A 14326-nucleotide genomic window follows, 5' to 3' on the forward strand; every position below is an offset into this window, starting at 1 on the left:
GCGAGGACCTGGTCCCGGCCGACATGCAGAAGTCGCGGGACCCGGCAGCGATCGACACCCTGGCGGGACTTCCGCATGCCCGACGGGACGCCGCTGGAACGCCGCCGGGGCGCGGCAGCACGGTGGGTCCGGGCCCTCGACGGGCGAGATCAGCGCCGGTGGTGGATCCTCAGCGGAGCCGGCGCCCGCCGGCTCCGGCCGGGCGCCCGCGCGGCCGCCCCGCGACCTCCGGAAGAAGGCCCCCGTGCGCCGCCCGCTCGACGCCGCCCTGACCCGCGACCAGGACGCGGAGGTCCTCCACCTCGTCGGAGACCTCGACCTCCAGGCGGCGCCGGAGGTGAAGGGCTGGTCGTCCCGGCTGCTCACGGAGCCCGCTGACGGTTCCCGCCGCGCCGTCGCCGTGGTGGTCGACCTCACCGACGTGCCGTTCGTCGACTCCACCGGTGTCGGGGCGCTGCTGTCAGTGCTCCGCGACGTCCGCGGTCGCGGCGGAGACCTCGTGCTCGCGGGGCCGAACCACGAGCTGACCCACCTGCTCGCGTCCTTGGGCCTGCCCGCGGTGCTCCAGGTGTTCGAGACCCGGGAGCAGGCCCTGACCCACGTGCACGATCGGCCCCGTCAGCAGGGCGCCCCCGAGTGAGCGCCGTCGGCGCCGAGGAGCACGACCCGCTCGACGAGGCCTCCCTGGCCCTCGACCTGCGCGGCGGTGACCGGCTCCTGCTCCCGCGCGGGGTCGCGCAGGTCCGCCCCGACGCTCCTGCCGCCGTGCTCGTGGTGGACCTGTCCGCCCGGCAGGTGCTCTACGCGAACGAGGTCGCCGGGCAGCTGGCCCCGGGCCTGCACCTCCCGGTGCCCGTCGAGGAGTGGTCCGCTGCCGCGGACCTGCGCGACCTCGACGGCGACCAGCTCGACGAGACCGCCCATCCCCTCTCGCGCATCGCGCGCTTCGAGCCCGTCGCCGGGCAGGGCGTCTCCGCAGCCCGTCGCTCCGCCATGGGGCGCAGCCGGGAACCGCTGTGGGTGGTGGCGCTGCCGCTCGACGACGCTCCCGACCTGCAGGGGCGTGCCCTGGTGGTGTTCCTCCCCGTGCGAGAGCGCGAGGAGATGCAGCAGCGCGCCGCGGAAGCGCACGGGCGCTCGTCGTCGTCCGAGCCGGTGGCGGCCGGCGACGGCGCGCTCTCCCTGCGCGAGGCCGCGGTGCTCGCCACCGGCCTGTCCTTCACAGTGGCCGACGCGAGCGAGCCGGACCTGCCCCTGGTGTGGGTGAACCCCGCCTTCACGGCCGTCACGGGGTACACCTTCGAGCGGGCCGTCGGCCGCAACTGCCGCTTCCTCCAGGGACCGGGCACCGACCCCGCCGCCACCCGCCGCATGCGCGAGGCGCTGCAGACCGGCAGGTCCATCACGCAGGTGCTCCTCAACTACCGCGCCGACGGCACGGCGTTCTGGAACCAGGTGGCCATGAGCCCCGTGGTCGACGCCGACGGTCGGGTCACGCACTACGTGGGCATCCAGACCGACGTGTCGGGCCGGATCGCCGCCGACGCCGAGCGCGACCGCGCCCTGGCCGCCGAGCAGGCCGCCCGCGCCGAGGCCGAGCTGGCCAACTCCCGCCTGCAGCTGCTCGCCGAGGTCACTCGGCAGCTGTCGGAGGTCACCGACGCGCAGGCGGCCGTCGACAGGCTCGCGCACCTCGTGGTCCCGGCGCTCGCGGACTTCGCGATGATCGCCGTGGTCGGCGACGACACCGCGGTGGCGACCACGCAGCCCCAGGACGACGACGGTCGCGGTGGTGCCCCGGCCGTCGCGCTCCGGCGCCACGGCCTGCGCGACGTCGCCTGGTGGCACCACGACGACGCGCGCCGAGCGCTCGTGCGGACCATCGCCCAGGGCCGCCTCGGAGGGCTCGGCGACGGCGGGCAGCAGCTGCTGCGCTCGCTGCTGGGGCCCGACGGGGTCACGGTGGCCGTGCCCGACACGGCACCGCAGGGGGTGAGCGTCGCCGAGGCGCTCGCGGACCTGATGGCTCCCGGGCAGGTCCGCGACGCGCTGCTGGAGCTGGCGCCCTCGTCGATGGCCACCTGGTCGCTGCGCAGCGGCGGCCGCACGCTCGGGCTGCTCACCGTCGGCACCGACGCAGACCGGGCCCCGCTCACCGCGCGAGACATCGACCTGGGAGCCGACATCGCCGCGCGCGCCGGCCTCGCCCTGGACAGGTCCCGGCTGTTCCGCCAGCAGCGCGACCTGGCCGAGGGCCTGCAGCGCTCGCTGCTGACGCTCTCACCCGGCGCCGTGCCCGCGCACGTCACCGTGGCGGTCCGCTACGTCGCAGCGGCCGAGGCCGCCCGCGTGGGGGGCGACTTCTACGACGTCTTCACCCAGCCGTCCGGGGCCGCCGTCGCCGTCATCGGTGACGTCATGGGCCACGACACCGACGCCGCCGCGTCGATGGCGCAGCTGCGCTCCACGGTGCGCACCCTCGGCATGCTCACCGACGACGGTCCCGCGGAGGTGCTGCGCCGCGCTGACGCGCTCATGCGGGCCTCGGGCATGGACACCACGGCCACCGCGGCCGTGGTGAGGCTGCCCGAGCCCGACGCTCCCGACCGGTCGGGGAGCCGCGCCGAGCGGGCGGCGGTGCTCGTGGAGTGGTCCAACGCCGGCCACCCGCCGCCGCTGGTCCTCGACGACGACGGCGGTGTCCGCCTCCTCACCGCGCCCGCCACGGACCTGCTGCTGGGCGTGGACCCGGGCACCTCCCGGCGGCAGACGCAGCACCCGCTGCGCCTGGGGGCCACGCTGCTGCTCTACACCGACGGGCTCGTGGAGCGCCGCGACATGCCCCTGCAGCAGGGCATCGCCCGCCTGCAGGAGGTGGTGGCGCGGGTCGCCCCGCGTGTCGCCGACCACCACCAGCTGCTCGACCTGGTGCTCTCGGAGATGCTCCCCGAGGTCGCCACCGACGACGTCGCCGTGGTGGCCCTGCGCCTCACCTGACCCACCCCACCGTGATCATGGTCCCCCGCAAGCGGGAGGTGCCCCCATCCCCGTGCAGCTTCAGGCGTGCAGTGCTGACAGCGGGCCTGACAGGCGCAGCTGGACGTCGACCTCGGCGAAGCCGAGGCGCTCGTAGAGCCGCATCGCCGCCGAGTCGCGCTCAGCGACGATCACCAGGCGCTGCGCCCCGAGCGCGTCGAAGGCCCAGCGCCCTGCTGCGGCGAGCAGGGCCGACGCGACGCCGCGCCCGCGCCAGTCAGGGTGGGTGTCCACGGACTGGTAGCGCGCGTCGGGGCCGCCGTCGCTGAAGACGCCGAGCCCGCCCACGAGGGCGTTGCCGGCGAACGCGCCGAACCACCGCCCGCTGCCGCGCTCCACCGCTGCGCGGTAGGCGGCCACCTGCCGGGTGAGGAAGGCGACGTCGTCGTCGTCCTCGTAGGCGTTGTTGACGCGCTGCAGCTCCTGGGCGGCGGCCCAGTCGTCGTCGCCGGCCAGGGGGCGCACCGACATCCCGTCCGGCACGGGGGCGGACGGAGGGGCTCCAGAGGCGAGGGCCACGTCACCTTCGAGCTGGAGCCGGGCGATGTGGCCGGGGAGGACGATCACGGCCGGGCTGGGGGCCAAGCCGAACCTCACGGTCGTCTCGCCGGGGAAGGCGCCGCGGAAGAGCTCCTCGGCCCTGATCCAGACCGGTCCGTCACTGAGGTGGTTGACCAGGACGAAGTTCCCCCACCGGTAGGCGGGGTTGTCCGGCGTGCGGACGAGCGTCAGGGGGCCGAGCTCGGTGATCTCGCTGCCGGTCAGCCGCAGCACCATGAGGTCGGTGCGGTGGCCGAGGCTGAGGGGCGCCGTCATGGAGGGGCAGCGGTCAGAGGTGCAGGCCGTACCCGTCGGCGTCGGCCTCAGCGGCCGCGGCGCCCACGAGGCGCGGTGGGAAGGGCAGCACCTGGTCGTCCTGGACGACGGCGACCACGACGCACGTCACGTTGTCGGTGGCTCCCGCCCGCAGCGCCAGCTCCACCAGCCGCAGCGCGCACGGCCACGACGAGGGCTCCTCCTCCATGACGTGCTGCATCGTCTCCACCGACAGCACGCCCGAGAGGCCGTCGGAGCACAGCAGCCACCGGTCGCCGACGTCCGCGGGGTGGCGGCTGAGCGCCGGCGTGCTCCAGGAGCCCGCGGTCCCCAGGCAGGCGGTGATGACGTGCCCCATCGGGTGCCCCTCGGCCTGCTCGGCGCTGAGGTGGCCCTCGTCGACGAGCTGCTGCACGTAGGTGTCGTCGCGGGTGACCTGCTCCAGCACCCCGCCGAGCGGGCGGCGGTAGGCGCGGGAGTCACCGATGTGGGCGAGCACGACGTCGTCGTCGGTGGCCATGAGCGCCGTCAGCGTGGTGCCCATGCCGCTGGTCTCTGGGTGGTCCGCCGCGTGGTCGAGCAGTGCCGCCTGGGCCCGCGCGATCGCGGCCTCCAGGGCGGCGGCCGGGTCTTCGTCGGGGTGCTGCTCGTCGTCGCGGTCGTCGAGGGGGAGCAGCTCCTCGATGACGATCGAGGAGGCCACGTCACCCGCGGCGCTTCCGCCCACGCCGTCAGCGACCAGCGCGAGGCGGCGGCCGGCGTAGCCGGAGTCCTCGTTGTAGGGCCTGACGGTCCCGCGGTCCGAGCGCGCTCCGGTGACGACGGCGAGGGGCATGTGCGGCTCCAGGTCACTCGACGGTGCGCTCGAGGGGACGAGAGATCGACACCCTGCCACGGTTCGCTGGGACCGGCGCGGGCGCCCGAGCGGATCCGGCGGGTGGACGGCGAGCCAGCTCTGCTGAAGCGGTCGCGACGAGGCGCTCGCGGTTCTCGCGCAGCCAGGCGCGCTCGGCGTCGTGGCGCCTCTGCGCACCACGTGCGTGGAGAAGCCCCCGTGCAGGACCTCCTCGACGTCGTCGTCCACGGCTCCTCCTCGTCAGACCGTCGACGGCTTATGGGCGGTGAGCAGGAAGCGGTGCGTCCTCACCGGCAGCGGTCCGGCCGCGCAGAGACCGCGGAGGGCGTCGAGGTGGTCGGTGACGGACGTCCCGGGCAGCTGCCAGGGCACGAGCCGGAGGTGCCGGACCACCGCGCCGACGTCGTCGAAGACCATCACCGGGCGCTCCTCGACGACCCGCTCGACCACCAGTCCCGCGCGGGCCAGGGCGTCAGCAGCGACCTGCGCCGTCCACGACCCCGGCCTCCGCGGTGGTGGCACCCCGAGGGCGTCGTCGAGGTCGGTGCAGTCCTCGCTGCCCACCTGCTGCGTCAGGAGCGCGCCGCCCGGGGCCATCACCCGCGCGACCTCGCTGGCCACCAGCCGGCCGTGGCGGTCGAGCACGAGGTCCACCGAGGCGTCCGCGAGCGGCAGGTGGTCGCTGGGTGCCTCCCGGACGACGACGCCGAGGGGCTCCAGCCGCGCCGTGGCGATGGGGATGGTGGGCGGCCAGCCCTCGGTGGCCGTGACCTCCCACCCCCGTGCAGAGGAAGCGGTGGCCCGGGCCAGCAAGCGGCTGAGCAGCTCACCTCCGCCGGTGTCGACGTCGAGCACGCGGCGGGCGCTCGCGAGCTCGTCGGCCGGGTCTCCGCCGCGGAGGCAGCCGGCGTCGGGCTGGGCTGCCATGCGGTCACCCTGGGGGAGCGGGCGGTGGTGCGTCGAGCGGGTTCCCGGCCTCCAGGGCGCGGGTGCAGGTGACGAGGTCGTCGCGGAGGCGCTGCGCGCCCGCTCGGCCCAGGGAGGCGAGCATCGCGGCCTCGACGCCCGCCACGTCGCGGCTGGCGCGGGCGAGCAGTTCCTCACCGGCTGGTGTGAGGCGCGTGGGCAGGGCCCGGCCCGAGGGGGCCTGCTCCGGGCGGGTGAGCAGTCCGCGCTGCTCCAGGCCCTGCAGCGTGGTGTGCGCCGACTGCCGGGTGACGAACGTAGCGCGGGCGAGGTCGGCGGCGGACATCCCCGGGCGGTGCGCCAGCTGCTCCAGGCACGCGTACTGCGGGACGGAGAGGTCCAGCGGGCGCAGGGCGTCGTCCATCGCCGCGCGCAGGGCGGCGGCGGCGCGCTTGAGGGCGAGCCCCACGGAGCTCTCGACGTCCACGCGTGCTTGCAACATGTCAGGAGTCTGACATAGAGTCGCTCATGTCAGTCCAGTTGACATCAAGGAGCACTCCCATGGCCGCCGTCTCCGGTCCCGACTTCATCGCCCTGCAGGTCAGCGACGTCGATGCGTCGGCCGAGTTCTACGGGTCCCACCTCGGGCTGCGCCGCGCGCCGGCCAGCCCGCCCGGCGCCGTCGTCTTCGCCACGTCGCCGGTCGCCTTCGCCGTGCGCCAGCCCCTGCCCGGTCTCGACCTCGGCGCCGTCAGCCCCCGCCCTGGAGCGGGTGTGGCGCTGTGGCTCGCCGCCGACGACGCGCAGGCGCTGCACGACGACCTCGCCGCTGCCGGCGTCACCGTGCTGCAGCCGCCCTTCGACAGCCCCTTCGGACGCACCTTCACCCTCGCCGACCCCGACGGCTACGCCATCACGGTCCACGGACCGGCTCCCACGGCGTAGGCCGCGACGGAGCCCTGAGCGGCAGCCCCGGGCTGCTGCTCAGAGGAACGTGAGCGTCGACCCGTGCGGTGCCGCGAGGGCGAGCGGCTCGTCGTCGAGGGAGACGAGGAAGCGCCCGTCGTCGGCCACGTCCGCCGCCAGCCGTTCCGCGAGGTCGGGCAGGACGGCGCGAGCCTCCAGCCCGAGGCGGTGCGCCCCTGCCCCGGAGACCACCTGGCGCACGGCGTCGCGCTCGTCGGCACCGAGGTAGGCCAGGGCGGCGCTGTGCGTCACGACGACGGCCCCGCGCCCCGCACCCGCCACCTCGTCCAGGCGCCGACGTGCCCGCGCGAGGAGCGGGGCGAGGTCCGTGGTCATGTCACCGGCCAGCACGGGCGGCCGGAGCCGCGCGGCGACGTCCAGGGCGGTGCGCAGCCGCTCTTCGCGCTCGACGTGCTCCGGCCACACGAGGCACTGCAGCCACCTGCGGGTGTCGGCGTCGGTCGGGTCGACGGGGGAGAGGTCCAGCCCCGTGCGCCAGGCGATGGCCGGGACGCTGGCCGGTAGCCGCAGCTGCGCATCAGCCCCGTCGACCGCGCACGGAAGCTCCACGGCGCTGCCCACCGACCCGACGACGTGCTCGCGCCCGCCCGGCAGCGCGTACCGGTAGCGCCACGCGTCGTAGAGGAGGCAGAGACCAGCGCTCGCCCCCACCTCGACGACGGCGAGCGGACCGTCCGTGCGTGCTGCCAGCTCGGCGAGGCCCGGCAGGAGCACCGCGCACCGAGCGGCCTTGTTGGTCTGCGTCGAGCGCTCCTGGACCGTGGCGCGCACCTCGTCCCAGTGGTCCTGCAGCCAGGTCAGCGCGGTGGCCGGGTCCTCGACGGGCACGCCGTGCCAGCGCAGGGCGCCGAACAGCAGGTTCGGCTGCCGCTTGGCGGCGGGGAGTCTCGCGAGCAGGTCCAGCGCTGCGTCGTCGGCGGAGACGGCGTGAGCCAGGCGCTCGTAGACCGGTGAGGACCCTGCGGCTTCGCGCGCGGCCCACCGGCGGTACCCCGCTGCCAGGTCGCTGCTCGTGCTCGTGCGCCCCACACCGCGGAGTAGACCAGCCCTGCCTTCACGTGGACACTCCGTCACGTGCAGGAGAGCTGCTGGGCCGCGCTCGACGTCGTCGTCGACCTCGTGCGAGCGGCCGCTGACCACGGCCTCCTCGACGACGTCGGCTCGCTCAGCGAAGGGCTGGTCGCCCGCGGCTGGCGGCGCCACCGGCGCGGCGGCGCGTGGCTGCGCGACCAGCCGGAGTCCCTCGGCGCGTGGACGTCGGTGACCCCGCCGACCGTCTCGGTGCACCTCAGCTACGAGGACGACGACGACGCCCACGCGGCACTGGCAGGCGTGGTCTCACGCATCGAGAAGCTCCTCGGCGCCGCGCCGATGCGGGATGCGAGCCACGAGCCCGACCAGTTCGCCGCCTTCTGGGGCTGTGAGGACGGCACGGGACTGCAGGTGTCCGCGACGCTCCACCCGACCACGTCGTCGATGGTCGGGCGAGCTGATGACGCCGCCCCCGTCGCGTGGCTGCAGGTCGAGGCGGTCCGGGACCGGACGGCTGGGGAGGCCGCCGAGGCCGATGCCGAGCGCGCCCGCCGCACAGCGCGCGAGGGCACGGCCGTCGAGCGCTGGTACCTGGCCGGGCAGCGCATCCTCCCGCCCGACGTCGTCACGGCGCTCGAGGACGACGACAACCCGCTCGTCGTCAGCGCCGTCCACGGCCACGCGCACATCCGCGCCTTCGTCGCGGGTCAGCACTGATGGGGCCGTGCGACGCTCTGCGGCCGAGCCCCTCCTGCCCTGCCACGTTCCTACGCCGACGCCTTCGCCGAGTGGGAAGCCTCCGGCGGGGGCGAGTGGTGGGAGGCGGTCACCGCTGACGGGTTCGACGACGCGCTCACGCCGCTCTGAGCGCGTCGCGGACCACGGGGAACAGGTCGCCCCAGCAACCGACGATCTTGCCGCCGGCCAGCCGGTAGAACACCAGCTCCTGCGTGCGCACCGTCCGCCCGGTGGGCGCGACCCCCTGGAACGCGCCGGTGTGCGTGCCCTGCCCGACGAGCCTCGCCGCCAGGGTGTCGCCGTCCACGACCAGCTGCTGCACCTCCCAGCGGTAGTCGGGGAAGCCGGTGACGACCGCCCGCACGCCCTCGACGTAGGCCGCGAGGCCGTCATCGGGGCCGGAGCCGCTGATCGAGCCGTCCACGAACTCGCCGAGGTCGTCCACCCGGTGCTCGTTGCAGCACTCGAGGTAGCGCTCGTAGAGGTCGACCACCTGCTCGCGGGTCATGGGGCTCTCATCGGCCATGCGTGATGCTCACACCGCGGCGCTGTGAGCACCACGCGGATGGACCGCCGAGGCGCGCCCTCCGCACGAGGGCCGTGCGGAGCCCGGGCCGGCTGGCCACCTGCCGTGCCTCACCAGGCGACAGGCCGCCCGTCCCGGTCGATGAACTGCAGGCCGGGCCGCCCCTGCTGCGCCTGCACGGTGTCGAGCAGCGGCGGCACGGCCTCCTCGACGGTGGACCCCGCCTGAGGGCCGCCGAGGTCGGTGCGGACCCACCCGGGCGCCAGCAGGAGCAGCGTCCGCTGCTCAGGCTGGCGCGCCGCGTAGCTGCGCATGAGCTGGTTGAGCGCCGCCTTGCTCGCCCGGTACACCTCCCAGCCGCCGCCGTGGTTGCCCGAGACGCTGCCCTGGCCGGAGGACATGACGGCGATCGTCCCCAGCGGTGCGACCAGGTGGCTGAGCTGCTCGACCACCCTCATGGGCGACAGGGCGTTGGTGACGAGCACCCGCGAGAACTCCTCGGTGCTCATCGTCGCGGCGGTGAGCTGCTGGTCGTGCGTGACGCCGGCGTTGACGAGCACCAGGTCGAAGGTCCATCGCGCCAGCCGGTCTCCCAGAGCGCTGATCTGGACGGGGTCGTCGATGTCGAGCCGCTCGACCAGCAGCCGTCCGGCTGCGCCGTCGGCCACCTCGTGGAGCGCGGCCGGCACGTCACCGCGGACGGTGGCGACCACCCGGGTGCCGCGCCGCAGCAGCTCGGCGGTGGTCCCCAGCCCGAGGCCCCGGGAGGCACCGACGACGAGCGCGGAACCCGGGTGCGTCGCTGCGGCGCTGCTGGACGACCTGTCGCTCATGAAGGCTCCTCAGGCTCAGTGGACCCGCCGCTCCGAGGTGCGCCACCGTAGTCCTGTGCGAGATCCGCTGGAGGGCGTCGACGGCGACGGCTGCATCCGCACCGGCGCCGACAGGTCGCGCGTGCCTGCGGTCTACGAGCCGGTCCTCGAAGCCCTGCTCGCCGCCTTCGCGCCGTCCGCGCCGTCGTCGCTGCTGCTCTACGGATCGGTGGCCACCGGACAGGCCCGGCCGCCGACCTCAGACGTCGACGTCGTGGTGCTCGGCGTGCCGCCCGCAGCGACCGAGCCGGTGGCGCAGGAGCTCTCCACGCGCTTCGCCGACCTGTGCCGCGAGGTGGCCGTCGGAGCGGCCCAGGTGGAGGACCACGACGGTGACGACGACGAGGCGCACGGCAACCGCGTCTTCCTGCGGCACTACTGCGTGCTGCTGGCGGGAGAGGACGTCGCCGCGGACTGGCGCCCGTTCCCCGCGGACGCCCGGGCCGCCCGGGGGTTCAACGGTGATGTCGCGCTGCACCTGGACCGGTGGCGCGACGCCGTCCGCACCCGCGCGGGGTGGGACACGCCCTCGTCGCTGCTGGGCCGTCGCCTCGCGCGCAAGACGCTCCTGGCGGCAGCCGGTCTCGTCAGCGTCCACGACAGCACCTGGACCACCGACCGGGCCACCGGCGCCCGGCGGTGGGGAGAGGTCGACACCGTCGTCGCCGACGATCTGCGCCTGCTCCTCGCGTGGGCCGACGGCGACGCCACCGCCAGCACGACCGACATCCTCCGGGTCCTCGCGCCCGGCAGACCCGTGCAGCGGGTGGCCGAGGCGTTCCAGGCCGAGATCGGGCTCTGGAGCGTCAGCTGAGCGCGACGCGGTGCACCAGCGCCGACTTCGGGTAGTCGCTCGCCGGCCCGGGAGGCGCGGTCTCGAAGAGGTCGACCATGAGCTGCAGCGGGTAGGGCAAGCGCTGCGTCGAGCTGTAGACCAGCTGTCCGCCGCAGGCGACGCGCACGCCGTCGTCGTCCCACGCAGCGGTCCAGGTGTGCCTCTCACCGCGGCCCACGGGCACCACCACCTCGGTCATGTCCGTGACGAGGCGCGGGTCGTGGTGGGCCTTCACCCCGACCCGCGCGGTGGTGGTCGCCTCACCCACGGCCTCGGCGTCGACCTCGAAGACGCACACCTCGCCGCTGTCCCGCTCGTCGAGGTGCTCGGTGCCGACGAGCCACACCGCGAGCATGCAGCCGGGGTCGGTGCTCGCCGTCACGGTGACCTCCACCTGCCCGCTGGTCGGTGCCCAGAGCACGCGCTCGGTCACCGGTGTCCGCACCACCAGGCCGTCCGGCCGGTGGCGGTGCGTGCCGCGCTCCGACCCGAGCGGGCCGGAGTACGTCGCCGTCTGCAGGTTGGACACCCGCAGCGGTGCGTCTTCGGGGCGCCAGTCGAGCTGGTCGGCGTCGATGCGCAGCCTCAGCCCCTCACCGGTGAGGTCGTACCGCGCCACCGACCGGTCGGACGTCGTCCACTGCGGCAGGTAGTGGTCCACCCACAGCCCGCCGCCCAACCGCTCTCCGCTGAAGACCTCGACGAACACCGGCGCACGCTACCCGGCTGCTGCCACCCTCGGCGCCGCGTGGAGAGCGGCGAACCCGGGAGCGCCCGTGGTCCGCTGCCCCGTGGGCGCCGCCGGCTGGGCGCGCGTGCGGCGCTCACGCCCGGCCGCGCGCGTCAGCGGCTGCGCGCTGTGGGCCAGGGTGAACCAGACGACGTGGCGCTCGCTGCGAGCAGCGCCGTCGGGGTCGTCGTCCTCCTCGACCTGCTCCAGCTGGCTGCCCCACCCGTCCGACAGCAGCCCGTACAGCGGCAGCCCGCGACCCCCCAGGTGGCAGGTCGTCGGCATGCGGCTGCCCTGGCAGCGTGACGGCGGCAGCGGCGACGTCCCGCCGTCGACCACCTCGATGCCCAGCTGCTCGTCGTCGTCGGCGATGCGGACCAGCACGGGGGCCTCCGGCGCGTGCCGCACCGCGTTGGTGACCGCCTCCGTGGCCAGGAGCAGCGCGGCGTGCAGCACCTGCGGGTTCCACCCCGCCCCGACAGCGGCGAGGTGAGCGCGGACGGTGCGTGCGGCGCCGTCGTCGTGGGGGAGGGCGAGGAACGACCTCGCGCACCCTGAGCCCATGGCGACCGCCCCCGCTGCTGCATCTGTCTCTGCTTCGAGGATGCTCGCTGTCCGTGACGCAGACCACTCGAAACGCCCCCTTGGTCCGTAAGGCGACAGAGGGTGACGTGTCGGCGGCAGCGCTCCTGGCCGCAGCGCACTACGGCGGGGAGGGCGCGACGTGGCAGGAGCGCCTCGCCCGCGCGCTGGCCGCGCCGGACGCACTCTTCGCGATCGCCGAGGTCAGCGGCCAGGTGGTCGCCTGCGCGAAGGCCGCCCGCTGCGCCCCGGTCGATGACGACGACGCACCAGCGGGCCTGTACCTGACGGGCCTGCTGGTCGACCCGGCCTGGCGACGCCGGGGCCTCGGTGAGCAGCTGACGCGCTGGCGCCTGGAGCGCCTGCGCCGGTCCGGGGAGCCGGTGCTCTTCTTCACCAACGCCCGCAACACCGCCTCGCTGGCGCTGCACACGAGGCTCGGGTTCGTGGAGGTCGGCCGGGCTGCCAGCTACCTCGGCGAGCCCTTCACCGGTGGCGTCGGGGTGCTGATGCGGTGGGGTCCCGCTGGCTCGCCGTGATGTGTCGGAACCCTGCCGCGATGTGTCGGAACGGACGTGTGGTTCCGACACATCGCTGCAGGGTTCCGACATCTCGAGGCGCCGGCTCCAGCGGTCGGCGTCCCCTCGCCGCGCGGCTGGCGCCCCAGACCAGCTCCTCGGTCCGTCCCGCCGGCACGCCCGGGCGCCGGACGGAGTCGGGGCCGTGCTCGTAGCGGACGTCTGTCAGGTGCGCCGGCAGCGACCGGCAGGGAACGGGGGCCGTCACGCCGCTGGCTCGTCGTCGATCTCGGCCAGGTCACCGGAGGCCTGCGCTGCGGCAGCAGCACGGATCCGCCGCGCCAGGCGTTCGCCGCAGAGCCCGTGCAGCTCATCCAGCGCGGCGAAGCGCGCTGAGGCCAGCTCGGCCGGCGGCAGCCGCAGGGCGGAGAGGTCGTCGAGGACACCGCCGTCGTAGACGAGGCGCAGCGCCGGGGCGCCGAGCGACCTGTCGGTCCAGTCGAGGCAGAGCAGCCGACCGACGCCCACGCCGTGCTCGCTCGGCGAGAGGCCCAGCTCCTCCGCGATCTCACGACGGCAGGCAGCCCTCGGCGACTCTCCGGCCTCGACGAGACCACCGGGGACCTCCCAGGTCGGCTTGTACGTCGGCTCCACGAGCAGCACCCGGCCGTGGCGGCTGCGCACGAGCACCCCGGCCGCGGTGACGGGGCGGGAGGCGGTCGCGAGCCACGGCGGGAGGTCCACGCGGGTCATCCTGGTGTGCGACGGTCCCGCCACCGGCGGCCGACCTGTGATCATCGAGAGGTGGCAGACCTCACGAGCGCTGACGGCGCCCGGTCGTACGGGGCGGGCCTGCTCGTCGGCGACCTCGTGCAGCTGCGCCCGCTCGTCGAGGACGACCTGGGGCTGCTCGACGCCTGGTGGCACGACGTCGCCCACGCTCCGCTGCAGCGCGGCGTCGTCGTCCCGCGGTCACCCGGCTCCGCCAGCGCGCAGTTCCGCAGCTGGAGCACCAACGACGGCAAGACCGCCGACGTCGGCTTCAGCGTGGTCGAGCGCAGCACCGGCGACCTCGCGGGGCACGTGACGCTGTGGGGGGCCAGCTGGTGGGACCGCTCCGCGAAGCTGGCGATCATCCTCGGCCCCGACCACCAGGGCCGCGGGCTCGGCCCCGACGCGCTGGAGGTGCTGCTGCGCTACGCCTTCGACGAGCTGGGCCTGCACCGCGTCTCGCTGGAGGTGTGGGCCTTCAGCGACCGCGCGATCGCCGCCTACCGCCGCGCCGGCTTCATCGAGGAGGGACGCCTGCGCGAGGTCGCCTTCCACGCCGGCACCTGGCACGACCACGTCCTCATGGCGGTGCTGGAGCACGAGTGGCGGGGCCGGCGCTGACCCGTCAGCACCCCCGGGGGTGCTGACGGGTCGCACCTGTGGTGAGGTGCCTGCCACGCACCGGGGCGTTCCGGTGGGTGGAGTGCCCGAGGAGAGCGGCATGACCCTGCGCATCGACCACGACGTCCGCGGCGGCGTCGACGTGCTCACCGTCCACGGCGACGTCGACCTGTACTCAGCGCCCGCGCTGCGCCAGCGCCTGGTGGACCTCGTCGGGGAGCAGCGCCACGACGTCGTGGTGGACCTCTCGGACGTCCCCTTCATCGACTCGCTCGGCCTGGGCGTGCTGGTGGGTGGGCTGAAGCGAGCGCGGGGCCACGGCGGTGACCTCCGCCTGGCCGGCCCCAACGAACTCACCACGCGAGTGCTGCGGGCGACGGGGCTGACGAGCGCCTTCCACATCCACCCCGACGTCGACACGGCGCTGGAGCACCCGCTCGCCGGCTGACGGGCCCTCACCAGGGCGGAAACCCCGTTGCCGGGCGGTGCCGACCACGGCG

General features: G+C 74.9%; 18 protein-coding genes. 8 read left to right on the forward strand and 10 right to left on the reverse strand.

Annotation, left to right across the window (positions count from 1 at the left end; translation table 11 throughout):
- Positions 1–244: 244 nt before the first annotated feature.
- Entirely contained in the window at positions 245–640 is a 396-nt protein-coding gene (locus FMM08_RS04085) for an anti-sigma factor antagonist (protein WP_187279533.1), read from the forward strand.
- Positions 637–2997: a SpoIIE family protein phosphatase gene (locus FMM08_RS04090; RefSeq protein WP_147925080.1), complete on the forward strand. Its 2361-nt coding sequence runs from the start codon at positions 637–639 to the stop codon at positions 2995–2997. The genes FMM08_RS04085 and FMM08_RS04090 overlap by 4 nt, the downstream gene beginning before the upstream one ends.
- 60 nt (positions 2998–3057) lie before the next feature.
- Here FMM08_RS04090 and FMM08_RS04095 read toward each other — a convergent pair whose 3' ends face one another.
- From FMM08_RS04095 to FMM08_RS04110, 4 genes are all read right to left on the reverse strand, one after another.
- Positions 3058–3852 carry a GNAT family N-acetyltransferase gene (locus FMM08_RS04095; protein WP_147925081.1) on the reverse strand — a complete coding sequence of 265 codons (795 nt, stop codon included), beginning with the start codon at positions 3850–3852 and terminating at the stop codon, positions 3058–3060.
- Between the two features lie 13 nt (positions 3853–3865).
- Entirely contained in the window at positions 3866–4687 is an 822-nt protein-coding gene (locus tag FMM08_RS04100) for a PP2C family protein-serine/threonine phosphatase (protein WP_147925082.1), read from the reverse strand.
- Between the two features lie 261 nt (positions 4688–4948).
- Complete coding sequence (locus FMM08_RS04105; RefSeq protein ID WP_147925083.1) at positions 4949–5635, reverse strand: class I SAM-dependent methyltransferase; 687 nt, start codon at positions 5633–5635, stop codon at positions 4949–4951.
- A 4-nt stretch (positions 5636–5639) separates the two neighbouring features.
- Positions 5640–6116, reverse strand: a complete 477-nt coding sequence (locus tag FMM08_RS04110; protein WP_147925084.1) for a MarR family winged helix-turn-helix transcriptional regulator — start codon at positions 6114–6116, stop codon at positions 5640–5642.
- Positions 6117–6175: 59 nt separating this feature from the next.
- Here FMM08_RS04110 and FMM08_RS04115 point away from each other — a divergent pair, with 59 nt between their 5' ends.
- A complete protein-coding gene (locus FMM08_RS04115) occupies positions 6176–6559 on the forward strand; it encodes a VOC family protein (RefSeq protein WP_147925085.1) in 384 nt (127 codons plus the stop codon).
- 39 nt (positions 6560–6598) lie between these two features.
- Here FMM08_RS04115 and FMM08_RS04120 read toward each other — a convergent pair whose 3' ends face one another.
- Positions 6599–7630, reverse strand: coding sequence for a DUF2332 domain-containing protein (locus tag FMM08_RS04120; protein WP_222710384.1), 1032 nt, complete (start codon positions 7628–7630; stop codon positions 6599–6601).
- Positions 7631–7675: 45 nt separating this feature from the next.
- On the opposite strand from FMM08_RS04120, the gene FMM08_RS04125 reads away from it, so the two are divergent.
- Complete coding sequence (locus tag FMM08_RS04125; RefSeq protein ID WP_147925086.1) at positions 7676–8350, forward strand: hypothetical protein; 675 nt, start codon at positions 7676–7678, stop codon at positions 8348–8350.
- Between the two features lie 136 nt (positions 8351–8486).
- On the opposite strand, the gene FMM08_RS04130 is transcribed toward FMM08_RS04125, so the two are convergent.
- Together FMM08_RS04130 and FMM08_RS04135 are read right to left on the reverse strand one after the other, a co-directional pair.
- Positions 8487–8897, reverse strand: a complete 411-nt coding sequence (locus FMM08_RS04130; protein WP_222710385.1) for an ester cyclase — start codon at positions 8895–8897, stop codon at positions 8487–8489.
- 110 nt (positions 8898–9007) lie between these two features.
- The gene (locus FMM08_RS04135; protein WP_147925087.1) at positions 9008–9730 is read right to left on the reverse strand and encodes an SDR family NAD(P)-dependent oxidoreductase; all 723 of its coding nucleotides are present in this window, start codon (positions 9728–9730) and stop codon (positions 9008–9010) included.
- Positions 9731–9785: 55 nt separating this feature from the next.
- Here FMM08_RS04135 and FMM08_RS04140 point away from each other — a divergent pair, with 55 nt between their 5' ends.
- Positions 9786–10583 (forward strand): nucleotidyltransferase domain-containing protein, encoded by a 798-nt coding sequence (locus tag FMM08_RS04140; RefSeq protein ID WP_187279534.1) that lies wholly within the window; start codon positions 9786–9788, stop codon positions 10581–10583.
- Here FMM08_RS04140 and FMM08_RS04145 read toward each other — a convergent pair.
- Together FMM08_RS04145 and FMM08_RS04150 are read right to left on the reverse strand one after the other, a co-directional pair.
- Complete coding sequence (locus FMM08_RS04145; RefSeq protein WP_187279535.1) at positions 10576–11313, reverse strand: family 16 glycosylhydrolase; 738 nt, start codon at positions 11311–11313, stop codon at positions 10576–10578. The genes FMM08_RS04140 and FMM08_RS04145 overlap by 8 nt on opposite strands.
- 9 nt (positions 11314–11322) lie before the next feature.
- Positions 11323–11898, reverse strand: coding sequence for an ATP-binding protein (locus FMM08_RS04150; protein ID WP_147925089.1), 576 nt, complete (start codon positions 11896–11898; stop codon positions 11323–11325).
- A 107-nt stretch (positions 11899–12005) separates the two neighbouring features.
- On the opposite strand from FMM08_RS04150, the gene FMM08_RS04155 reads away from it, so the two are divergent.
- Positions 12006–12455, forward strand: coding sequence for a GNAT family N-acetyltransferase (locus FMM08_RS04155; RefSeq protein WP_222710386.1), 450 nt, complete (start codon positions 12006–12008; stop codon positions 12453–12455).
- A 243-nt stretch (positions 12456–12698) separates the two neighbouring features.
- Here the strand turns inward: FMM08_RS04155 and FMM08_RS04165 are convergent, their stop codons facing one another.
- Positions 12699–13178, reverse strand: a complete 480-nt coding sequence (locus FMM08_RS04165) for an NUDIX domain-containing protein (RefSeq protein ID WP_222710387.1) — start codon at positions 13176–13178, stop codon at positions 12699–12701.
- A 60-nt stretch (positions 13179–13238) separates the two neighbouring features.
- Between FMM08_RS04165 and FMM08_RS04170 the strand changes: the two genes are divergently transcribed.
- Both FMM08_RS04170 and FMM08_RS04175 read left to right on the forward strand, forming a co-directional pair.
- Entirely contained in the window at positions 13239–13826 is a 588-nt protein-coding gene (locus FMM08_RS04170) for a GNAT family N-acetyltransferase (RefSeq protein WP_222710388.1), read from the forward strand.
- Between the two features lie 100 nt (positions 13827–13926).
- Positions 13927–14274 (forward strand): STAS domain-containing protein, encoded by a 348-nt coding sequence (locus FMM08_RS04175; RefSeq protein ID WP_147925091.1) that lies wholly within the window; start codon positions 13927–13929, stop codon positions 14272–14274.
- Positions 14275–14326 lie beyond the last annotated feature (52 nt).

The sequence above is a fragment of the Quadrisphaera setariae genome (assembly GCF_008041935.1).
Taxonomy (GTDB): Bacteria; Actinomycetota; Actinomycetes; order Actinomycetales; family Quadrisphaeraceae; genus Quadrisphaera; species Quadrisphaera setariae.